12 protein-coding genes are annotated in these 23,032 nt (G+C 68.1%); 8 read left to right on the forward strand and 4 right to left on the reverse strand.

Annotated features, from left to right (window positions below; genetic code table 11):
- Positions 1-4: 4 nt before the first annotated feature.
- The 4 genes from OG521_33805 (at position 5) to OG521_33820 (ending at position 13,875) form a co-directional block, all read left to right on the forward strand.
- The gene (locus OG521_33805) at positions 5-11,182 is read left to right on the forward strand and encodes an acyltransferase domain-containing protein (GenBank protein WUW25468.1); all 11,178 of its coding nucleotides are present in this window, start codon (positions 5-7) and stop codon (positions 11,180-11,182) included.
- A 115-nt stretch (positions 11,183-11,297) separates the two neighbouring features.
- A complete protein-coding gene (locus tag OG521_33810; protein WUW25469.1) occupies positions 11,298-12,206 on the forward strand; it encodes a proline iminopeptidase-family hydrolase in 909 nt (302 codons plus the stop codon).
- A gap of 179 nt (positions 12,207-12,385) precedes the next feature.
- Positions 12,386-12,829, forward strand: a complete 444-nt coding sequence (locus tag OG521_33815) for a cold shock domain-containing protein (GenBank protein WUW25470.1) — start codon at positions 12,386-12,388, stop codon at positions 12,827-12,829.
- 419 nt (positions 12,830-13,248) lie between these two features.
- Positions 13,249-13,875 carry a TetR/AcrR family transcriptional regulator gene (locus tag OG521_33820; GenBank protein ID WUW25471.1) on the forward strand — a complete coding sequence of 209 codons (627 nt, stop codon included), beginning with the start codon at positions 13,249-13,251 and terminating at the stop codon, positions 13,873-13,875.
- Positions 13,876-14,024: 149 nt separating this feature from the next.
- On the opposite strand, the gene OG521_33825 is transcribed toward OG521_33820, so the two are convergent.
- The 4 genes from OG521_33825 to OG521_33840 all read right to left on the reverse strand — a co-directional run bounded on the left by OG521_33825 (position 14,025) and on the right by OG521_33840 (position 19,606).
- A complete protein-coding gene (locus OG521_33825) occupies positions 14,025-14,879 on the reverse strand; it encodes a hypothetical protein (GenBank protein WUW25472.1) in 855 nt (284 codons plus the stop codon).
- Positions 14,880-15,299: 420 nt separating this feature from the next.
- Positions 15,300-15,965, reverse strand: a complete 666-nt coding sequence (locus OG521_33830) for a 4'-phosphopantetheinyl transferase superfamily protein (GenBank protein ID WUW25473.1) — start codon at positions 15,963-15,965, stop codon at positions 15,300-15,302.
- Positions 15,962-16,810, reverse strand: a complete 849-nt coding sequence (locus tag OG521_33835) for a metallophosphoesterase (GenBank protein WUW25474.1) — start codon at positions 16,808-16,810, stop codon at positions 15,962-15,964. Before OG521_33835 ends, OG521_33830 begins: the two co-directional genes overlap by 4 nt.
- 90 nt (positions 16,811-16,900) lie before the next feature.
- The gene (locus OG521_33840) at positions 16,901-19,606 is read right to left on the reverse strand and encodes an AAA family ATPase (GenBank protein WUW25475.1); all 2,706 of its coding nucleotides are present in this window, start codon (positions 19,604-19,606) and stop codon (positions 16,901-16,903) included.
- A gap of 440 nt (positions 19,607-20,046) precedes the next feature.
- Between OG521_33840 and OG521_33845 the strand changes: the two genes are divergently transcribed.
- The 4 genes from OG521_33845 to OG521_33860 all read left to right on the forward strand — a co-directional run bounded on the left by OG521_33845 (position 20,047) and on the right by OG521_33860 (position 23,030).
- Positions 20,047-20,898 carry a hypothetical protein gene (locus OG521_33845; protein ID WUW25476.1) on the forward strand — a complete coding sequence of 284 codons (852 nt, stop codon included), beginning with the start codon at positions 20,047-20,049 and terminating at the stop codon, positions 20,896-20,898.
- Positions 20,895-21,278: a DUF3037 domain-containing protein gene (locus OG521_33850; GenBank protein ID WUW25477.1), complete on the forward strand. Its 384-nt coding sequence runs from the start codon at positions 20,895-20,897 to the stop codon at positions 21,276-21,278. The genes OG521_33845 and OG521_33850 overlap by 4 nt, the downstream gene beginning before the upstream one ends.
- 214 nt (positions 21,279-21,492) lie before the next feature.
- Positions 21,493-22,254 (forward strand): 3-oxoacyl-ACP reductase FabG, encoded by a 762-nt coding sequence (gene fabG, locus OG521_33855; protein WUW25478.1) that lies wholly within the window; start codon positions 21,493-21,495, stop codon positions 22,252-22,254.
- Positions 22,255-22,274: 20 nt separating this feature from the next.
- Positions 22,275-23,030: an SDR family oxidoreductase gene (locus tag OG521_33860; GenBank protein ID WUW25479.1), complete on the forward strand. Its 756-nt coding sequence runs from the start codon at positions 22,275-22,277 to the stop codon at positions 23,028-23,030.
- Positions 23,031-23,032 lie beyond the last annotated feature (2 nt).

A 23,032-nucleotide genomic window follows, 5' to 3' on the forward strand; every position in this document is an offset into this window, starting at 1 on the left:
CCCGATGACTAATTCTGACGAGAAGCTGGTCGCCGCGCTGCGTGCGTCGCTCAAGGAGAACGACCGCCTGCGGGCCCACAACAGGAAGCTGTCGTCCGCGGCCCGCGAGCCCATTGCCATCGTCGCGATGAGCTGCCGCTTTCCAGGAGGAGTCGAATCGCCGGAGGCCCTGTGGCAACTGGTGAACGACGGTGTGGACGCGATATCCGAATTCCCGAACAATCGTGACTGGAATGTCGGATCTCTCTACGATCCGACCGGTGAGCGACCGAACACCACGTACGTCAACAAGGGTGGATTCCTTCACTCCGCAGACACCTTCGACCCGGTCCCCTTCGGTATCAGTCCGAACGAGGCCCTGATCATGGACCCGCAACAGCGGCTGCTGCTGGAATGCTCGTGGGAGGTGTTCGAGCGGGCCGGAATCGACCCCGCCACACTGAAGGGCAGCAAGACCGGTGTGTTCGCCGGGATGATGTACCACGATTACCCCCACAACAGCGCTACCGGTTCCATCGCGTCAGGCCGCGTGTCCTACGTCTTCGGCTTCGAGGGTCCGTCGATGACGGTGGACACGGCATGCTCCTCGTCGCTCGTGAGCCTGCACCTGGCGGCCCAGGCGCTGCGGTCGGGCGAGTGCTCCCTCGCGCTGGCCGGCGGCGTGGCCGTCATGTCGACGCCTGAGGTCTTCGTGGAGTTCAGCCGGCAGGGCGGCCTCTCCAAGGACGGCCGCTGCAAGTCGTTCGCTGGTGCCACCGATGGCACCAGCTGGTCGGAGGGGGCCGGCCTCCTGCTCCTGGAGAAGCTCTCCGACGCTCGCAGCAACGGACACCCGGTCCTTGCGGTGTTGCGGGGTAGTGCGGTGAATCAGGACGGTGCGAGTAATGGGCTGACGGCTCCGAATGGTCCGTCGCAGCAGCGGGTGATTCGGGCGGCGTTGGCTGATGCGCAGATTTCGTCGGATCAGGTCGATCTGGTGGAGGCGCATGGGACGGGGACTCGGTTGGGTGATCCGATCGAGGCGCAGGCGTTGTTGGCGACGTATGGGCAGGGTCGTCCGGAGGGTGATCCGCTCTGGTTGGGTTCGTTGAAGTCGAATTTGGGGCATGCGCAGGCGGCTGCGGGTGTGGGTGGTGTGATCAAGGCGGTGCAGGCGATTCGGCATGGTGTGTTGCCGAGGACGTTGCATGTGGATGTGCCGACGCCGCAGGTGGATTGGTCGGCGGGTGCGGTGGAGTTGTTGACGGAGTCGCGGGCGTGGCCGGTGCGGGATCGTCCCAGGCGTGCTGGTGTGTCGTCGTTCGGTCTGAGCGGGACGAACGCGCATGTGATTGTGGAGCAGGCCCCGGTGGTCGAGGAGCCGGATGTATCGGTGACTGTTGAACTGCCGGTGGTTCCGGTGGTGTTGTCCGCGCGGAGTGAGGCGGGGTTGTCGGCGCAGGCGGGGAAGCTGTTGGGTGTTTCTTCCGCTTCGTTGTTGGATGTGGGTTTTTCGTCGGTGGTGTCGCGTGGGGTGTTGGAGCATCGTGCGGTGGTGGCGGCGTCGGATCGTGAGGAGCTGGTGCGGGGTCTGACGGCGCTGGCGGAGGGCGAGCTGTCGTCTTCGGTGGTGCGGGGTTCCGTGCGGCCGGCGGGCAAGGTGGCGTTCCTGTTCACGGGTCAGGGTGCGCAGCGGTTGGGGATGGGGCGGGAGTTGTATGAGGCGTTTCCGGTGTTCGCGGCGGCGTTTGACGCGGTCGTGGGTGAGCTGGATGCCCGGCTGGGGCGTTCACTCCGTGAGGTGGTGTGGGGTGAGGATGCGGGTCTGCTGAACGGGACGATGTTCGCTCAGGCCGGTTTGTTCGCGGTGGAGACGGCGTTGTTCCGGTTGGTGGAGTCGTGGGGGGTTCGTCCGGACTTCCTGGTGGGTCATTCGGTGGGTGAGATCGCGGCCGCGCATGTGTCGGGTGCTCTGAACCTGGGTGATGCGGCGGAACTGGTCGTCGCGCGTGGTCGGTTGATGCAGGGGTTGCCGGCTGGTGGGTCGATGGTGGCGGTGGAGGCGTCGGAGGCGGAGGTGCTTCCGTTGCTGAACGCTGAGGTGGGGATTGCGGCGGTGAATGGGCCGCGGTCTGTTGTGGTGTCGGGGACGGATGCTGCGGTGCGTGAGCTCGTGGCGGTGTTCGAGGGTCAGGGCCGTAGGACGAGTGCGTTGCGGGTGTCGCATGCGTTCCATTCGCCGTTGATGGAGCCGATGTTGGCGGAGTTCGGGGCGGTGGTGGCTGGGTTGTCGTTCGGTGCTGCGTCGATTCCTGTGGTGTCGGGTGTGTTCGGTGATCTTTCTGAGTCGTGGGGTTCGGCGGGGTATTGGGTGCGGCATGTGCGGGAGGCGGTGCGGTTCGCGGATGCGGTGTCGTTTGTGGTGTCGCGTGGTGTGACGTCGTTTGTTGAGGTGGGTCCGGATGGTGTGCTGTGTGGGATGGCGCAGCAGTCGGTGGACGCGGAGCTGGCGGCAACGGTCTTCGTCCCGTTGGTGCGTAAGGGGCGTCCGGAGGTGGCCTCGGCGGTTACCGCGTTGGGGCAGTTGCATGTGAGTGGTGTGCCGGTGGACTGGGCCCGCTTCTTCGAGGGCACGGGTGCGCGTCGTGTTGATCTGCCCACCTACGCCTTCCAGCGCGAGCGGTACTGGATGCAGGCGGAGGGCGGTGGCAACGATCCCGGTTCGCTCGGCCTGGGAGCCACCCGCCATCCGCTGCTCGGGGCGATCGTCACTCTGGCGCAGGCTGACGAGGTGGTGCTCACCGGAAGGCTGTCTCTGGGCGATCAGGCATGGATTGCCGACCACGCCGTGCTGGGCAGCGTGCTCCTCCCCGGCACGGCCTTCGTTGAACTGGCCGTCAGGGCAGGCGACGAGGTGGGTTGCGACCTGGTGGAAGAACTGATGTTGCAGGAACCGCTGGTGCTCCCCGAACAGGGCGGAGTCGCGATTCAGGTAGCGGTCGGCGCGGCCGATCCGGCGGGGCGACGCACGGTCAGCGTGTATTCACGGGGCGACGGTGCCGATCACGCCCCGTGGACACGTCATGCCGAAGGCATCCTTGCCGTGGGCGGCAGAGTCCCAGCGGCGGACCTGACCGCGTGGCCGCCGAAGGGCGCGGAGGCGATCGGCGTCGAGGGCGCCTACGAGCTTCTTTCCGAGCGTGGATACGGTTACGGGCCGGTGTTCCAGGGGCTCAAGGCGGCATGGACGTCGGGGGAGGAGCTGTACGCGGAGATCGCACTTCCCGACTCGGAGCACGACGACGCCCGGCGCTTCGGGCTGCACCCCGCTCTGCTTGACGCGGCCATGCACGTGGCGCTCATCGATGACGGTTCACGGAGCGACGAATCGACCGTGCTGCCCTTCGCCTGGACCGATGTCGCTCTCCATGCGGCAGGGGCATCGGCCCTCCGCGTCCGGATTGCACCGGCGGGACAGGACAGCGTCTCGGTCTTGGTGGCCGATGGATCCGGTCAGCCCGTGCTCACAGTCGGCGCACTGGTCTCTCGTCCGGTGTCGGTGGAGCAGTTGGTGGGGTCGGGTGGGGGTGGTGGGTTGCATGAGGTGGTGTGGCGGCCGTTGGTGGGTGCCGGCGCTGCTGTTTCGGGTGTTGTGGGTGGGGTGTTTGAGGTGCCGGTGTTGGTGGGTGTGGATCCGGTGGTGGGTGTGCGGTCGGTGTTGGGTGGGGTGCTTGAGGCGGTTCAGGGCTGGTTGGAGGGTGATGAGGCCGGTCGGTTGGTGGTGGTGACGCGGGGTGCGGTCTCGTTGCCTGGGGATGTGGGTGTTGATGTGTGTGGGGCGCCGGTGTGGGGGTTGGTGCGGGCGGCGGAGGCGGAGAATCCGGGTCGGTTTGTGTTGGTGGATGTGGATTCTGTGGGTGGTTCGTTCGCTGATGTTGCGGATGCGGTGGTTGGTTCGGGTGAGTCGGAAGTGGCTGTGCGTGGGGGTGAGTTGTTGGTTCCGCGGTTGGTTGAGGTGGGTGGGGTCGGGGGTGGTGGTCTTCCGGTGGTGGTGCCGGGTGGGGTGGTGTTGGTGACGGGTGGGACCGGGGGTTTGGGTGGTTTGGTGGCGCGGCATTTGGTGGAGGTGTATGGGGTGCGGCGTTTGGTGTTGGCGGGGCGGCGTGGTGTGGAGGCTCCGGGGGTGGGGGAGTTGTGTGAGGTGTTGCGTGGGTTGGGTGCTGAGGTGTCGGTGGTGGCGTGTGATGTGTCGGATCGGGGTGCGGTGGCTGGTCTGGTGGAGGGTGTGGGTGCTGGTCTGGTGGGTGTGGTGCATGCGGCGGGTGCGGGTGACAACGGTTTGGTGGGGTCGATGGATGGGGCCCGGTTGGATCGGGCGTTGGGTGCGAAGGCGGATGGTGCCTGGTATTTGCATGAGCTGACGCGTGAGCTGGATTTGGCGTTCTTTGTGTTGTTCTCGTCGGTGGGTGGTTCGGTGCTGGCGGCGGGGCAGGCGAATTATGCGGCGGCGAATGTGTTCCTGGATGCGCTGGCGGTGCAGCGTCGTGCGGAGGGGTTGCCGGCCACTTCGCTGGCGTATGGGCTGTGGGCGGGTGCGGGGATGGGGCAGTGGTTGGGTGAGGCGGATCTGGAGCGGATGAGGCGGCAGGGTCTTCCGGCGTTGCAGCCGGATCAGGGTCTGGCGTTGTTCGACGCGGGTCTGGTGTCCGGCCGGGCCGCTCTGGTCCCGCTGCCGATCGACGTCACCGCGCTGCGGACCCGTACCGACACCATCCCCGCACTCCTCCGCGACCTCGCACCCACCACCACCAGGCGACCCGCCGCCCGCGCGGTGGCTGGAGCCGGAGACGGGCAGGAACTGCTCCGCGTCCTGGCGGGACTCGACGACGAAGAGCGTGCCCGTAAGCTCCTGGAGATGGTCTGCGGCCGAGTGGCCAAGGTGCTGGGCCACGCGTCGGCCCAGGCGATCGAGGCGGACCGGCCCTTCCAGGATCTCGGCTTCGATTCGCTCAGCGCAGTCGAGCTCCGTAACGAACTGAACCTGACGACCGGGCTCAGGCTTCCCGCGACGCTCGTTTTCGACTACCCCACCTCGCGGGCCGTAGCGGGGTACATCGACGGTGAGCTGGTTGGAAGCGGGACGCGGGAGTCGGAACAGCCTGGCAGCAGCCTCGCTGTGCAGGCCCTGGACGACGAGCCGATCGTCATCGTGGGCATGGCCTGCCGCTACCCGGGCGGAGTGACGTCACCCGACGACCTGTGGGATCTCGTCGCCGAAGGCCGTGACGCGGTTTCCGGCTTTCCGCGCGACCGCGGCTGGGACATCGACGGCGTGTACGACCCCCAGCCGGGTATGCCCGGCAAGACCTACGCGAACGAGGGCGGCTTCCTCTACGACGCCGGTGACTTCGATCCGGCGTTCTTCGGCATCAGCCCGAACGAGGCCCTGATCATGGACCCGCAGCAGCGCCTCCTGCTGGAGGCGTCGTGGGAGGTGTTCGAGCGGGCCGGCATCGACCCCCGGTCCCTGAAGGGGACCAGGACGGGTGTCTTCGCCGGCCTGATGTACCACGACTACGGCCAGGGAACGGAGGCCGCCGCGACCACGGGAGGCAGCCTGGTGTCAGGCCGTATCTCCTACACGTTGGGCCTCGAAGGGCCTTCCCTGACGGTGGACACCGCGTGCTCCTCGTCGCTCGTGAGCCTGCACCTGGCGGTCCAGGCGCTGCGGTCGGGCGAGTGCTCGATGGCACTGGCGGGCGGTGTGGCCGTGATGTCCACCCCGGACATGTTCGTGGAGTTCAGCCGGCAGCGGGGGTTGGCGAAGGACGGGCGGTGCAAGTCGTTCGCGGGTGCTGCGGATGGTGCCGCGTGGTCGGAGGGTGTGGGTGTGCTGCTGGTCGAGCGGCTGTCGGACGCTCGTCGGCTGGGGCATGAGGTGTTGGCCGTGGTGCGGGGCAGTGCGGTGAATCAGGACGGTGCGAGTAACGGCATGACGGCTCCGAATGGTCCGTCGCAGCAGCGGGTGATCCGTGCGGCCCTGGACGGTGCGGGGCTGACCTCCTCCGATGTGGATCTGGTGGAGGCGCATGGGACGGGGACTCGGTTGGGTGATCCGATCGAGGCGCAGGCGTTGTTGGCGACGTATGGGCAGGGTCGTCCGGAGGGTGATCCGCTCTGGTTGGGTTCGTTGAAGTCGAATTTGGGGCATGCGCAGGCGGCTGCGGGTGTGGGTGGTGTGATCAAGGCGGTGCAGGCGATTCGGCATGGTGTGTTGCCGAGGACGTTGCATGTGGATGTGCCGACGCCGCAGGTGGATTGGTCGGCGGGTGCGGTGGAGTTGTTGACGGAGTCGCGGGCGTGGCCGGTGCGGGATCGTCCCAGGCGTGCTGGTGTGTCGTCGTTCGGTCTGAGCGGGACGAACGCGCATGTGATTGTGGAGCAGGCCCCGGTGGTCGAGGAGCCGGATGTATCGGTGACTGTTGAACTGCCGGTGGTTCCGGTGGTGTTGTCCGCGCGGAGTGAGGCGGGGTTGTCGGCGCAGGCGGGGAAGCTGTTGGGTGTTTCTTCCGCTTCGTTGTTGGATGTGGGTTTTTCGTCGGTGGTGTCGCGTGGGGTGTTGGAGCATCGTGCGGTGGTGGCGGCGTCGGATCGTGCGGAGCTGGTCCAGGGTCTGACGGCGCTGGCTGGGGGTGGGCTGTCGTCTTCGGTGGTGCGGGGCTCGGCCCGGCAGGCCGGTGCCACGGCCTTCCTGTTCACGGGTCAGGGTGCGCAGCGGTTGGGGATGGGTCGGGAGTTGTATGAGGCGTATCCGGTGTTCGCGGCGGCGTTCGATGAGGTCGTGGGCGAACTGGACGCCCGGCTGGGGCGTTCACTCCGTGAGGTGGTGTGGGGTGAGGATGCGGGTCTGCTGAACGGGACGATGTTCGCTCAGGCCGGGTTGTTCGCGGTGGAGACGGCGTTGTTCCGGCTGGTGGAGTCGTGGGGGGTTCGTCCGGACTTCCTGGTGGGTCATTCGGTGGGTGAGATCGCGGCCGCGCATGTGTCGGGTGCTCTGAACCTGGGTGATGCGGCGGAACTGGTCGTCGCGCGTGGTCGGTTGATGCAGGGGTTGCCGGCTGGTGGGTCGATGGTGGCGGTTGAGGCGTCGGAGGCGGAGGTCCTTCCGTTGCTGAACGCTGAGGTCGGTATCGCCGCGGTGAACGGGCCGCGTTCCGTGGTGGTGTCGGGGACGGATGCTGCGGTGCGTGAGCTCGTGGCGGTGTTCGAGGGTCAGGGCCGCAGGACGAGCACTCTGCGGGTGTCGCATGCGTTCCATTCGCCGTTGATGGAGCCGATGTTGGCGGAGTTTGGGGCGGTGGTGTCCGGGTTGTCGTTCGGTGCTGCGTCGATTCCTGTGGTGTCGGGTGTGTTCGGTGATCTTTCTGAGTCGTGGGGTTCGGCGGAGTACTGGGTGCGGCATGTGCGGGAGGCGGTGCGGTTCGCGGATGCGGTGTCGTTTGTGGTGTCGCGTGGTGTGACGTCGTTTGTTGAGGTGGGTCCGGATGGTGTGCTGTGTGGGATGGCGCAGCAGTCGGTCGACACGGAGCTGGCGGCAACGGTCTTCGTCCCGTTGGTGCGTAAGGGCCGTCCGGAGGTGGCCTCGACGGTTACCGCGCTGGGGCAGTTGCACGTGAGTGGCGTGCCGGTGGACTGGGCCCGGCTCTTCGAGGGGACGGGTGCGCGTCGTGTTGATCTGCCGACGTATGCCTTCCAGCGTGAGCGTTTTTGGTTGGAGTGTGTGGGCGGTGGGGATGCGGGTGGTTTGGGGCAGGTGGTGGTGGATCATCCGGTGTTGGGTGCTGCGGTGGCGTTGCCGGATTGTGGTGGTGTGGTGTTGACGGGTCGTTTGTCGGTGGAGGGGATGGGGTGGTTGGGGGATCACGTGGTGTTGGGGTCGGTGTTGTTGCCGGGGGCGGCGTTTGTGGAGTTGGTGGTGCGGGCTGGGGATGAGGTGGGTTGTGGGGTGGTGGAGGAGTTGACGTTGCGGGCGCCGTTGGTTGTTCCGGAGCGTGGTGGTGTGGCGTTGCAGGTGGTGGTGGGTGGTTCGGATGAGGTGGGGTCTCGTTCGGTGCGGGTGTTTTCGCGTCGGGAGACTGCGGGTGCGGTTGGTGAGTGGGTGTTGCATGCGGAGGGTGTTGTGGGTGTGGCTGAACCCGCGCCGACCTTCGACCTCACCGACTGGCCCCCGCCGGGCGCGATCCGGGTCGAGGTGGCTGACCTGTACGACACCCTTTCCGAGCGTGGTTACGGCTACGGGCCGGTCTTCCAAGGGCTCAAGGCGGCATGGACCGTCGGCGACGACATCCTCGCCGAGGTCGAACTCGATGAGTCCGTGCACGCGGATGCCAGGCGTTTCGGGTTGCACCCCGCTCTGCTCGACTCCACCATGCACGCTCTCGGTCTGCATGCCGACGACTTCGAATCCGGCTCGGCCGAGGACGGCCGTCCCGCACTTCCCTTCTTCTGGGAGGGCATCCGCCTGTTCTCGTCCGGTCCGACCGCGTTGCGCGTACGCCTCACGAGGTCCGACGACACCGTCTCCCTGGCCATGGCCGACGCAGCCGGAGAACCGGTCCTTTCGGTGGACGGGCTGACACTCCGTCCGGTGTCGGTGGAGCAGTTGGTGGGGTCGGGTGGGGGTGGTGGGTTGCATGAGGTGGTGTGGCGGCCGTTGGTGGGTGCCGGCGCTGCTGTTTCGGGTGTTGTGGGTGGGGTGTTTGAGGTGCCGGTGTTGGTGGGTGTGGATCCGGTGGTGGGTGTGCGGTCGGTGTTGGGTGGGGTGCTTGAGGCGGTTCAGGGCTGGTTGGAGGGTGATGAGGCCGGTCGGTTGGTGGTGGTGACGCGGGGCGCGGTCTCGTTGCCTGGGGATGTGGGTGTTGATGTGTGTGGGGCGCCGGTGTGGGGGTTGGTGCGGGCGGCGGAGGCGGAGAATCCGGGCCGGTTTGTGTTGGTGGATGTGGATTCTGTGGGTGGTTCGTTCGCTGATGTTGCGGATGCGGTGGTTGGTTCGGGTGAGTCGGAAGTGGCTGTGCGTGGGGGTGAGTTGTTGGTTCCGCGGTTGGTTGAGGTGGGTGGGGTCGGTGGTGGTCTTCCGGTGGTGGTGCCGGGTGGGGTGGTGTTGGTGACGGGTGGGACCGGGGGTTTGGGTGGTTTGGTGGCGCGGCATTTGGTGGAGGTGTATGGGGTGCGGCGTTTGGTGTTGGCGGGGCGGCGTGGTGCGGAGGCTCCGGGGGTGGGGGAGTTGTGTGAGGTGTTGCGTGGGTTGGGTGCTGAGGTGTCGGTGGTGGCGTGTGATGTGTCGGATCGGGGTGCGGTGGCTGGTCTGGTGGAGGGTGTGGGTGCTGGTCTGGTGGGTGTGGTGCATGCGGCGGGTGCGGGTGACAACGGTTTGGTGGGGTCGATGGATGGGGCCCGGTTGGATCGGGCGTTGGGTGCGAAGGCGGATGGTGCTTGGTATCTGCATGAGCTGACGCGTGAGCTGGATTTGGCGTTCTTTGTGTTGTTCTCGTCGGCGGGTGGTTCGGTGCTGGCGGCGGGGCAGGCGAATTATGCGGCGGCGAATGTGTTCCTGGATGCGCTGGCGGTGCAGCGTCGTGCGGAGGGGTTGCCGGCCACTTCGCTGGCGTATGGGCTGTGGGCGGGTGCGGGGATGGGGCAGTGGTTGGGTGAGGCGGATCTGGAGCGGATGAGGCGGCAGGGTCTTCCGGCGTTGCAGCCGGATCAGGGTCTGGCGTTGTTCGACGCGGGTCTGGCGTCCGGCCGGGCCGCTCTGGTCCCGCTGCCGATCGACGTCACCGCGCTGCGGACCCGTACCGACACCATCCCCGCACTCCTCCGCGACCTCGCACCCACCACCACCAGGCGGCGCAGCACCGTCTCCAAGGCCGACGCGACGTCTCTCCGGCGGCGGTTCGCGCAGGCCGACGAGGCCGGGCAGGAAGCGCTCCTCATGGAGCTCGTCCTGGGGCGGGCAGCCACGCTCCTCGGGCACAGCAGCACGGACGCCCTCGACGCACAACGGGACTTCCTGGAGTCCGGGTTCGACTCGCTGAGCGCGATGGAACTCCGTAACGCTCTGATGAAGGACACCGGACTGAGGCTGCCTCCCATGGTGGTCTTCGACAGCAAGAGCCCGGCGGAGCTCGCCCGGCTGCTGCGTACGGAACTCCTGGCGGCCGGCCCACTCGCGACCGGCGACAGCGCCGGACAAGGGGCATCAGCGGGATCATCCGTAGCACTTGGCGCGGCGCAGAGCGCGACCGGAAGCGGTGAGGCCGAGGCCGCCTCGGCCGACGGGCAGCCGGAGACGCTCCGCGACATGTTCCACGCCGCCGTCGTCTCCGGCCGGGCGGACAAGGGATTCGCGCTCCTCCAGGCGGCCGCCGACGTACGGCCGGGCTTCGGTTCGTTGGACGAGATCGACCGGCTCCCCGCAGCAGTACGTCTCGCGGACGCCGCTGAGGGACCGCATCTCATCTGCCTCAGTACCCCCATGGCCACCGGCGGTGTCCACCAGCACGCGCGTCTGGTGTCCCACTTCGGAGGCCGGCACAGGATATCCGCGCTGCCCGTCCCCGGGTTCCTCGCGGGCGAAAGCCTGCCCACGTCCTCCGACGCGGCGGTCCAGGCGCTCGCGCGGAGCGTGCTGGACACGGCGGGCGGGAAGCCGTTCGTGCTGCTCGGCTACTCCTCCGGAGGCACCCTCGCCTACGCCACCGCCGGCCATCTGGAACGGGAATGCGGGGTGCGCCCGGCGGGCGTCATCCTGTTGGACACGTTCAAGGTGCACGACGGCGGCAGCGAGGGCGTGCCCCTCGACGGCCTTGCGCTCGGCATGTTCGACAAGGAGGCGGTCTTCGGCCGGTTCGACAGCAGCAGGCTCTCCGCGATGGGCCGCTGGGTGGAACTGGTCCCGCAACTCCCGCTCAACCCGGTCGAGGCCCCGGTGCTCTTCGTCCAGTGCACCCAGTCCTTCGTCCCGGACGGGGACGACTTGTCTCCCGACCTGGTCAGCGGCCGGGCCGAGCCCTGGGAGGCGGCCCACACCCTGCGGACCGTCCGCGCCAATCACTTCACCCTCATCGAGGACCGCGCCGATCAGACCGCACAGGTCATCGACGCATGGCTGGCTTCGCAGGAATCGGCGCCTGCCTCCGAGTGACCCACCGAATGACCGACCGAGTGACCGACCGGTGACCGAGTGCGACCGTATCCAAGACGGTACGCACAGATGCGCACAGAACCGAAGCGATCGATGCGAAGAGAGGCGAAGTGACGTGACCGTGGCACCCAGCGCCAAGGGAACCCTGCCGTTCGGCGAACACGAGACCTGGTACCGAGTGACGGGCGACCTCCGCTCCGACCGGCCCACGCTCGTCGTCGTGCACGGAGGACCGGGATCCACCCACGACTATCTTCAGAACCTCTCCGACCTGGCCGAAGACGGCTGGTCAGTCGTGCACTACGACCAGATCGGGAACGGCGGGTCGACTCATCTGCCCGATCGGGGAGCGGACTTCTGGACGGTGGAGCTGTTCGCCGCCGAACTCGACAACCTGCTCACCGGTCTCGGGATCGCCGACAACTACGTACTGTTCGGGCAGTCCTGGGGTGGCATGCTCATCACGCACCACGCCGCCGCACGTCCTGCCGGTCTGCGCGGGCTGGTCATCGCCAACTCGCCCGCCTCCTATCCGCTCTGGCTTCAGGAGGCCAAGGTTCTCCGGGACCAGTTGCCGCCCGGTGTCAACGAAACGCTGCTTCGGCACGAGGCCGCCGGAACGACCGAGACGGACGACTACCACACGGCCATGCGCGCGTTCTACGAGCGACACGTATGCCGTCTCAGTCCCTGGCCCCGCGACTATCTGGCCTCGTTCTACGAGGTGTACAACGACCCCACCGTCTACTACGCGATGAACGGCCCCAGCGAGTTCCACGTGAACGGCACGCTGCGCGACTGGTCGGTCATCGACCTCTGTCCCGACGTCGCCGTGCCCACGCTCCTGATATCCGGCCGCCACGACGAAGCCACCCCCGCGACCGTCCAGCCGTTCCAGGACCTCATTCCGGGAGCGCGCTGGGAGGTGTTCGAGGAGTCCAGCCACCTTCCGCACCTTGAGGAACCGGAACACTTCCGTCAGGTCATGCGGACGTTCCTCGACGAGGTGGACCTGCCGGTGTGACAGCCTGACCCCAGCGAGGCGTAGGCCTTGCATACACCTCCCGGATACCGCTGGAGAGCAATGACATCGGGGGTGGTTTGCAGGTAGTAGTAAGGAGCGTCCGGAGTGGGGTCCGGGCGGCCTGGTGCGACAAGGTTTGTCCCGGACACGGGTCCGGGACTCGTTGAGAGGTGTCATCCATGGTCAGTGGTCGCGTGGTGCGTTTCGACAGCGCGAAGGGTTACGGGTTCATCACCCCTGACCATGGGGGTGAGGACGTCTTTCTGCACGTGAACGACCTTCGCATGGCCGAGGAAACGCTCCGGCCCGGCCTGATGGTCCAGTTCGAGATCGAGCAGGGCGACCGGGGTCTGAAGGCGTCCTCCGTCCGCTTGGCCTCGGGCAGTGGCGTCGCGGCCGCGCCGGTGACGGAGGCCGCCTTCACGCAGCGCTCCGAGTCGCTGATCAGGCAGGCCGCAGACGGCGACGACGTGTTGTGTGACGTGCTCAACGCGGAGGAGTACCTGCGGGACGTCACGGAGGTCCTGCTGAAATCGGCCCCGGGGCTCACCGCGGAGCACATTCTCCAAGTACGCCAGGGGATGCTGCAGTTCGCCAAGAACCACGGCTGGATCGAGAGCTGAGCGGCTGGTCGACCCGCCCTCGGGGCTCGGAACTCGGTACCGGGCCCTCGGGCCGCCGATCGGGGCACTGTGAGAACGGCGGGCTGAGGCGTACGAGGGATGCCGGCCCCGCCACAGACCCGGCACTCCGAACCGCTCGCAGCCATCGGTAGGCGCGACGCGGGCCTGGCGCCCGCCGACCACACGGTCGCGCCGCGGCGCCGGGAGGAATGTCCCGGCGTCGTCGGCGTGGTCGGGGGTGGTCGGGGTAGGATCCTCGGCGAGGCTCCGGCCGTCCTCGTTGACGACAACGCCGCCCGGACGGTGCGGTGTCGGCCCACTCGGTGGGTCTGACTGGCCGAGTCCTTCCGCAGTCTCCGTATCCGGCGCCTTACACGTCCGTCTTACACGTCCGTCTGCATGCCGGGTACGCTGCTGCCATGGGACATCGTGAGGATCTGCTCGAAGGTGCCAAGCGCTGCCTGCTGGAGAAGGGGTACGCCCGGACGACGGCACGTGACATTGTGGCCGCCTCCGGGACCAACCTTGCCTCCATCGGCTATCACTACGGCTCCAAGGAGGCCCTGCTCAACCTCGCCTTCATCAAGGTGACGGAGGAGTGGGGTGACTTGCTGACCAATGAGCCCGAGAGTGGCGTCGGCGGCGAGGACGGCTCCCGGGCCCCGCTCGACCAGTTCCTCAAGACCTGGGAACGGGTGATCGGCAGCTATGAGCGGACCCGGTCGGTATGGCAGCTCCAGATGGAGGTCATCTCCAGGATCGACACCGATCCCGAGCTGCAGAAGGCTCTGGTCGGCCCGCAGCGCGAGGGCCGGAACGGCCTCGCGGAGAACATGCTGGGGATCGATCCGGAGAAGGAACCTGAGAGGGCGCGGGTGGCCGGGCTGTTCTGTCAGGCACTACTCGCCGGCGTCATGGTCCAGTGGATGATGGACCGTGCCTCGGCGCCGTCGGCGCAGGATCTGACGGAAGGACTGAAAGCGGTTCTCGCGGGCCGGGAGGGCTCGACGGATCCGGATGACAAGCCGGAGTGGAACCGCTCGTAGCGAGCAGCCGGGAGCCGATGCCCTACCGTGCCGGCAGCCGACCCTGGCGGACGGCGCCGCCAGGTCCCCCGACGCGTAGGCAGTCGTCCCGTTCACTACGCCGGTGAGGTACCGGGAGCCTCCGCAGAGGGCATCGGACCATCCTCGGCTCAAGGGTTTTCCGATGAGACGGAATCGCTCTCCGTCATGACCGTCCGGGGCTCCTCAACAGGTTCGGCCACGAGGCCCGCCCGGGTCAGGATAACGCCGGCCTGGAAACGGCTGATGGCGCCCTGTTCATCCATGATTTTAGCGATATGCCTACGGCAGGTACGCACCGATATGCCGAGCCGGCGAGCCACCATTTCGTCCTTATGGCCCATTGCCATAAGGTGAACAATCGATTTCGCGAGCGCATCGATAGTGTGCGTGGTGTCCTTCGTGTCTGGAATGAGCGGGCATGCGGTGTTCCATAGGTTTTCGAAAGCACCACATGCGAACGCCACCATTGCCGGGTCCCGCACCGCGACTGTCCCCGTCGTGCCGACGTCCCCGGAGAAGTCCGGGGAGTGGGGTAGGACGAGGGTCTTGCGGTCGAAGGCGACGAGCGGATCTATCAGCTCGGCACTTGTCCTGATCTCGGCCCCGTGCTGGATCAGCTCCCGCACCAATGCCCGGGTGACCAGGTCGCCCCGTATGGCGTGCTGGTAGATGAGTCGTGCCCGCACCCCGCGGGCCAGCAGGTCCAGGGTGATGGTCCGGGCGGCGGGGAATGACTGGCAAGGGCGGGCGCCGCTGGGCAGGACCAGGAGGAACTCGTACTGGCAGCGGGCGCTCATCTCGCCGACCAGCGTGTGCAAGGCCGTGCCGCCCGTCGGGCCGCCTGCCGTCGGAGTGGGAGTCGTCGAGCCCGGCGGGCGCGCGTCGCGGCCGAGTGGCGACTCGTCGCCGCCGGTCCCCAGTGCGCCGCCGTGGTCCATTGGTGCGCGCTTCTCGACCGAGTGGAACCCTCTGGCTGCCGGCATTCGCTGCTCCCCCTTGCGGCCGCAGGTCGTTTCAGGCGTCGACTCTAAGATATCCAAAAATCGAGCTTAAATTCGCTCGTGAGTGATCTGAGAGTACGGGCGCGCGGGGGATGGAATCGGCAAGCTTCGGCTTGGTGGTGGAATTGAGCAAGGGTGCGCAACGAGGGGGTGTCCGGAGTTCTCACCCCGGAAAGGCCGCCTCGGCCGGGATTCGTGGTCAGCGAATCTGACTTTGCTTGCTCGTTCGTGGATCGTAGCCGAGGGGATTAGTTACCGATTATCATTTACGCAATTAATGCATATCATTTACTTTCCCTTTACTCGGTTTCGCGTTGTGGCGCCGTCCGGGCATGCCCCTCCGGGGAGGGGCAGGGGAGGATCTCGGCGCTTGCTCCGGGCGGACGGCTGCCGGGGGCCGCTTCAGGCCGGCAGGACGATCGCGGTGAGGACGAAGCCGCGTCCCACGGTCCAGCGCCCGGAGAGCGTTCCATGACGACGTCCGGCGACCACGGGGCCGGGTGTCAGGAGCCGCGCGGAGAACGTGCTTGATCCGAGGTCGAACTGGAGCTCCGCCTCGGTGAAGTCGAGCTCGCGACGGGTCAGCGGATACCAGGTCTTGAACACTGACTCCTTGGCGCTGAACAGCAGCCGGTCCCAGTGCACGTCGGGGCGTTGACGTGCGAGTGCGGCGACAGAGGCCCTCTCGCGCGGCAGGGAGATGACCTCCAGGATGCCTTCGGGCAGGGGCTCGTTCCGCTCCGCGTCGATGCCCAGCGACGCGGCGACCTCGGAGCGGGCGACCGCCGCCGCGCGGAAGCCGGTGCAGTGGGTCATGCTGCCGGTCACGCCGGCCGGCCACTCGACAGCGCCCCGCTTCCCCGGAACCAGGGGAACCGGAGGTACGCCCAGCTTGTCCAGCGCACGGCGGGCGCACAGCCGGACAGTGGTGAACTCGGCGCGGCGGCGCGGCACCGACCTTGCGATCGTCGCCGCCTCCGCCGGGAAGAGCCCATGGCCGTCCAGGGCCGACAGGTCACCGAACACACTCACGGCAGCCACCTCCGGGGGCAGCACGGAGTTGATCACGCCAGACGCTCGGACGCGGGGCTCGGCAGGATCTGACGCAGCGGCGGGCGGGGCGGCCGGGAGCGCCACTCCCGCGGGTACCCGATCGACACCTCTTCGAAGCGGACGCCGTCGCGCCAGATGACCCGGGGTATGTGGAGGTGGCCGTAGACGACGACGGCCGCCCGGAACCGGAGGTGCCAGTCGGCGGTCAGCTGTGTGCCGCACCACTGGGCGAACTCGGGATACCTCAGGACCCGCGTGGGGTCCCGCACCAGCGGATAGTGGTTGACCAGGACGGTGCGGTGCTGCGGATCGATGGCCGAGAGCCGCTCCTCGGTGAGGGCGACCCGGGCCCGGCACCAGGCGTCGCGCGACGGGTACGGGTCGGGGTGGAGCAGGTACTCGTCGGTGCACACCACCCCTGACTCATAGGCCACCCGCAGAGACTCCTCCTTCGTACGGGCCCCGGGAGCGCGGAAGGAGTAGTCGTACAGGACGAACAACGGGGCGACGGTGACGGGTTCCTCCTCGCCCTGCCAGACCGGGTACGGATCCTCCGGCGTCGACACGTCGAGCTCCCGGCAGAGCGCGACCAGGGAGTCGTAGCGGGCCTTGCCGCGCAGAGTGACAGGGTCGGCCGGATGGGTCCAGAGTTCGTGGTTGCCGGGGGTCCAGACGACCCGGCGGAACCGCTCCGAGAGAAGTTTCAGCGCCCAGGCGATGTCCTCGAACTTCTCGCCGACATCCCCGGCGATGAGCAGCCAGTCGTCGTCGGACTCCGGTCTGACCGACTCGGTGATGCGCCGGTTTTCCGAATGGCTGACGTGCTGGTCGCTGAGCGCAAACAGCTTTCCGTGCGGCACGGAGGCCGGTCCTTCCCTCGAAGCGAACGTGTGTGACCGGACTTGTCCGGCCGGTCGGGCCGCGACGGCCCGGCCGGCCGGACAGGTCCATCAGACCGCTTCGGCCGTGGAGACCGCGAGGTGGAGGTCCACCGGAAGATCCTGTCGGCGCGTGATGTTGAGCTTGCGGTAGACGCGCGTCAGGTGTTGTTCGACGGTGCTGACGGTGATGTGCAGCTTCAGGGAGATCTCCCGGTTCGTGTACCCGCTCGCCGCGAGCGTGGCCACCCGGCGCTCGGAGTCGCTCAGTTTCGTGTCGAGATCGGAGCAGAACTCCTCCGGGGCGCCGCGCTGCAGCATCCGGTCCTCCGGGCCGAGTTCCGGGCTGAACTCCTCGCACAGCGCCTCCGCACCGCACTCCCGCGCCAGGTTCCACGCCTTGCGGATCACCGCGTCCGCCCGGGCGGGCTCGGACACCGCCCGCAGCGCGCGGCTCAGCTCGGCGAGCGTACGCGCCAGCTCCACCCGGTCGCCGGACCGGCCGAGCTCGTCGGCGGACTGGTTGAGCAGGGTGAGCCGCTGGCGCGGGTCCGAGGTCATCGCGCGTAGACGCAAGCTGATTCCGCGCACCCATGGCCGGCGCGCGTCCGGATCGGCGAACTGCTGCTCCACGAGAGTCCGGGCACGCTGCGTCTCACCGAGCCGGAACAGTACGTCGGCCGCGTCCGTCCGCCAGGGAAGTACCGCCGGCCGGTCCAGGCCCCAGCTCCCGGCGAGCCGGCCCGCTTCGAGGAAGTCGCCCAGTGCGGCGTGCAGTTGATGCGTCGCCATCAGGTATTGGCCGCGTGCGCGCAGGTAGGAGAGGCCGTGGGTGCTCTTGAACAGCGTGTCGGCGACGGGCTGGTGAAGCTGGCGGGCGGCCGCCGCATGGTCGCCCATGAGGGTGAGTGCCCGGATCAGGGTGGCGGCCGGACTTCCGACGAACGCGCTGCTGCTCTGCTCCGGCAGGCAGCCGAGCGCTCTTCGCGCGTAGTCCTCGGCGGCCGACAGGTCACTCAGGCGCAGCAGCACTGCCGCGAGAGCCGAGGAGAACAGCGCCTGCCAGGCGGGGGCCTTCTGCCGCTCGGCCTCGGCGATCAGCTCGCGGCAGCAGGCGGCGGCCCGGTCGGGATGGCCGAAGTAGGTGAGAGACCTCAGGGCGCGCATCACCGGTGCGAGCGTGTCGTCGGTGAGGACGACCGTACGCAAGTAGCGTTCGGCGGCCGACGTCTCCGTGCTGCTCCCGGCTTCCTGGTCGAGTGACCCTCCGCCGGGCCCCCGTGAATGGGCCGCCCGGGCTCCGGGCGCGTCCGTGGTCTCGTCAGGGCGGGTTTCGAATCCGGTCCGGTCCCGGCCTCCTGTGCTGCTTGCCACGGTCTCCCGGAGGATCCTGGACATCACCTCGCCCGCCTCGGCGACCCGGCCCTGGCAGGTGAGGAGTCCGGCCAGCGGCGCCAGCCGCTCCGCGGCCAGGCGGCCGGCGCGGAGCACCGCGAGCGGGGCGGAGAGGTGTTTCTCCGCCTGTCCTGGGTTGACCCGCCAGGTGACGGCCGCGAGCCGGGTCTTGATGTCGACCCGTTGCTGCTCGTCACTGCTGAGTTTATGGGCGAGTTCGAGTGCTTGGGTGGCCCGGACGAGATCGCGTTGTGTGAGCAGATCCTCGCTGGCCTCCCGTAGTACGTCCACTGTCCCGGGAAAGACGGTGAGCGATCCGCCCAGCCGGGCGGCGTCGAGCAGGTGTCCGGCGACACTGATGACGGATTCGCCCTCCACGTGCAGCAGTTCGGCGGTACGCAGATGCAGGTCGGCGAGCACCTTGGCCGGAACCTGGTCCAGGACGGCCGTCTGCGTGTGCGGGTGCGGGAAGCGGTGTCCTGTGAGGATGCCGGAGGCGGACAGCGAGGCGACCGACTGTGCCACGTTGAAAGCCGGGACGCCCAGGAGTGCGCCCGCCCGCTCCGGCGTGTAGGCGTCGCCCAGCACGGCCAGCGCCGCGGCGACGTCCAGCATGCGGGGGCCGCTGTGCCGCAGGCAGGTCAGCACCGCCTGTCCGAACAGTCCGCCCTGCTCGGGGCGGAAGCCATCGGCGGTGGCGGGCGCGGAGCGGTGTTCCTCTAAGAGGGCACGCAGCAGCAAGGGGTTGCCCCCGCTGATCGCGTGCAGCTCGCCCGAAACCGCCTCGCGTGGTGTGGGGCCGGGGGCGGAGTGCGCGATGCGTCGGCAGCCCTCAGGGGTGAGCCGCCGCAGCCGGATGCGCCGCACGTTGCGGCTGCGCAGCAGCTCCGTACCGAAGGAGGCGTCCTGGGTGTCCTGGTGCAGGGGCATCGTGAGCACCAGCAGCATCCGGGTGGAGCGGCTGTGCCGGACGATGTGCAGGAGATAGCGCAAGGAGGCGCTGTCCGCGTGGTGCACGTCGTCTACGGAGATCACGACCGGCCTCGTGGCGCTCAGTCCCTCCAACGCCGCCTGGAATTCACGCATCGCGCTCACCTGTGGCTCGCCGTCCGGTGCCACGGAGACCTCGGGGACGGCGCCGGCCGGTGCGTCCCCGGTCAGCTGTTGCATCAGGCCCAGGGGGAGATCCCGCTCGGTCGGCGAACCGAATGCCCTCAGGACCAGGTCGCCCTCGTCGGCCCATTCGGTGAGGGAGTCGATGAGCTCGCTCTTGCCGCATCCCGCGGCTCCCTCGATGACGACTATGCGGGCTGCGCCGCCCCGGCACTCATCGAGTGCAGTGCGCAACGCGCATATTTCAAGATCTCTCTCAATATAATCCATATTGTCCCCCGAGATGAGCTGACCTGTAACCGGCATCGGGAAAATGCCTTGTCGTTGCTGGTGCGGCGTACGCGCAACGCGCATGCGTGCGATGCACGCTCATGAGTGTGGCGCACGCTCTGCTTATCCTCTAGTGGTCACAAGCTGCACGCTCGGCGACGCGGGGAGCGCCCGAGGTGAAGCTTCCTCCTTGATCGTGGACGCCTCGGAGACCGGGACTTACGGAAGCAGGTCTTCTCGATGACCACGGTGACGGTTTTGCCGGTGTGTGCGATGCCGGGACGGAGCCGCTCCCGCTTGCTGAGGAAGCGATCACCCTCGGTTACGATGCTCACTTCGCACCAATTCTCCCCAGCGCCGTTGACCCGTGATTCGTGCCTCTGCGCTCCGGAGAGGTCGTCCACGGATTGTCATGCTGAAGAGATGGGTGGCCTGGGAAAGTGTTGCAAGAAGTCGTAGCGACCCGCTATGTCACGCCTTTGCGTGAGGGTGGTTCGCTCCCCGGGATCGTCGAGGCCGACGACCTGGGTACGTACGTCATGAAGTTCACCGGAGCCGGACAGGGCCGCAAGACCCTCGTCGCCGAGGTGATCTGCGGACAGCTCGGGCGGCGGCTCGGGCTGCGGGTGCCCGAACTCGTGCAGATCCAGCTGGACCCGGTGATCGGGCTCGCCGAGCCCGATCAGGAGGTGCAGGAGCTCCTCAAGGCCAGCGGCGGGCTCAATCTCGGCATGGACTTCCTGCCGGGCTCCCTCGGGTTCGACTCGCTCGCCTACGAGGTCGGCCCCCGCGAGGCCGGCCGGGTCGTCTGGTTCGACGCCCTGATCAACAACGTCGACCGCTCCTGGCGCAATCCGAACATGCTGGTCTGGCACGGCGACCTGTGGCTCATCGACCACGGTGCCACCATGATCTGGCACCACAACTGGCCGGGCGCCCAGGCGTCCGCCGCCAAGCCGTACAACGCGTCCGATCACGCGCTGGCACCCTTCGGGCCCGATGTCGCGGCGGCCGCCGCCGAGCTCGCGCCGCTGGTCACCGAGGAACTGCTGACCGAGGTCGCGGCCGACGTGCCGGACGAGTGGCTGGTGGACGAGCCGGGATTCGACTCGACGGACCAGCTGCGCCGCGCGTACGTGGACGCGCTGCTGCCGCGCGCCGCCACGATCCACGAGCGGATCGTCCTGGACGCGCCGACGGCGGCCAAGCCGTCCCAGGCGCCGGGCTGGCTCAGCGAACGCCTGGCCCCGCGGCACGACAACCAGAACAGCGACAAGGGCGGCCGGCCGTGACCAAGCGCGATGTCTTCGAGTACGCCCTGCTGCGCGTGGTGCCACGGGTCCAGCGCGGCGAGTTCTTCAATGCCGGAGTCGTGGTCTACTGCCGCGCCAAGGGCTTCGTCGCCGCCCGCACCGAGCTCGACGAGGGCAAGCTCAGGGCCCTGGACCCGGATGCCGACGTGACCGGGGTGCGGGCCGCGCTGCACGCCGTCGAGGGCGTCTGCCGCGGCGGCGCCGACGCGGGCCAGGCCGCCGGTGACGATGCCGGACGGCGCTTCCGCTGGCTGATCGCTCCCCGCTCCACCGTCATCCAGCCGAGCCCGGTGCACAGCGGTCTCACCACCGACCCCGCCGCCGAGGTCGAACGGCTGCTCGACCTGCTGGTGCGCTGAACGAACCCCTTCGGCGACCCCCCGCGCTCCGCGGAGGCGGCGCCGTCGGGTGTGACATGCGCCGCTGCGTCCGTGGGCCGTTGACACCGGGTGCCAGGGCTTCTAGCGTCTCGTCTGCTGAGGTACTAAGCGGTTGCTCAGTTATCGGGGACGTTCTCGCGGGAGCGTGCCCGACGTCCGCTGAGCCGCGATCCAAGGGCGAGGAGAGCCAAGCATGTCCACCACCGAGCAGCGCGTAGCCATCGTGACGGGAGCCGCACGGGGCATCGGTGCCGCCACCGCGGTACGCCTGGCGGCCGAGGGCCGCGCCGTCGCCGTACTCGACCTGGACGAGGCGGCCTGCAAGGACACCGTCGAGAAGATCACCGCCGCCGGGGGCAAGGCCCTCGCCGTCGGCTGTGACGTGTCGGACAGCGCTCAGGTGGAAGCCGCCGTCGCGCGCGTCGCCGCGGAGCTCGGCGCCCCGACGATCCTCGTCAACAACGCGGGCGTGCTCCGTGACAACCTGCTCTTCAAGATGAGCGAGTCCGACTGGGACATCGTGATGAACGTGCACCTCAAGGGCGCGTTCCTGATGGCCAAGGCCGTCCAGAAGCACATGGTCGACGCCAAGTTCGGCCGGATCGTCTCGCTGTCCTCCTCCTCGGCTCTCGGCAACCGCGGCCAGGCCAACTACGCCGCGGTCAAGGCGGGTCTGCAGGGCTTCACCAAGACCCTGGCCAAGGAGCTCGGCAAGTTCGGCATCACCGCCAACGCCGTGGCGCCCGGCTTCATCGTCACCGAGATGACCGCGCAGACCGCGGAGCGCGTCGGCATGGGCTTCGAGGAGTTCCAGGCCGCCGCCGCCACCCAGATCCCGGTGCAGCGCGTCGGCTTCCCCGAGGACATCGCCAACGCCATCGCCTTCTTCTCGGGCGACGACGCGGGCTTCGTCTCCGGCCAGGTCATGTACGTCGCCGGCGGACCGCTCAACTGACCCGAAGGGCTACCGACATCATGACTGTTCAGGACAGCGGCAAGGTCGCGCTCATCACCGGCGCGAGCCGCGGCATCGGCTACGGCATCGCGGAGGCGCTCGTCGCCCGCGGCGACCGGGTGTGCATCACCGGACGCGGCGAGGACGCGCTGAAGGAGGCCGTCGAGGCGCTCGGTTCCGACCGGGTCATCGCGGTCGCGGGCAAGGCGCACGACGAGGCGCACCAGGCGGCGGCCGTCGAGCGGACCATGGAGGCGTTCGGCCGGGTCGACTTCCTGGTCAACAACGCCGGCACCAACCCGGTCTTCGGGCCGATCGCCGAGCTCGACCTCAACGTGGCCCGCAAGGTCTTCGAGACGAACGTGATCTCGGCGCTCGGCTTCGCCCAGCAGACCTGGAAGGCCTGGCAGAAGGAGAACGGCGGGGCGATCGTGAACATCGCATCCGTCGCGGGTGTCTCCGCCTCGCCCTTCATCGGCGCGTACGGCATGAGCAAGGCGGCCATGGTCAACCTGACCCTGCAGCTGGCCCACGAGTTCGCGCCGGTCGTCCGGGTCAACTCGATCGCTCCCGCGGTCGTGAAGACCAGGTTCGCGCAGGCGCTGTACGAGGGCCGCGAGGCGGAGGCGGCCGCCGCCTACCCGCTGGGCCGGCTCGGTGTGCCCGAGGACATCGGCGGCGCCGCGGCCTTCCTCACCTCCAGCCAGTCCGACTGGATCACCGGTCAGACCCTCGTGGTCGACGGCGGGATTTTCCTGAATGCCGGCGTGGGCTGAGA

The organism is Streptomyces sp. NBC_01463, from assembly GCA_036227345.1.
Classification (GTDB): Bacteria; Actinomycetota; Actinomycetes; order Streptomycetales; family Streptomycetaceae; genus Streptomyces.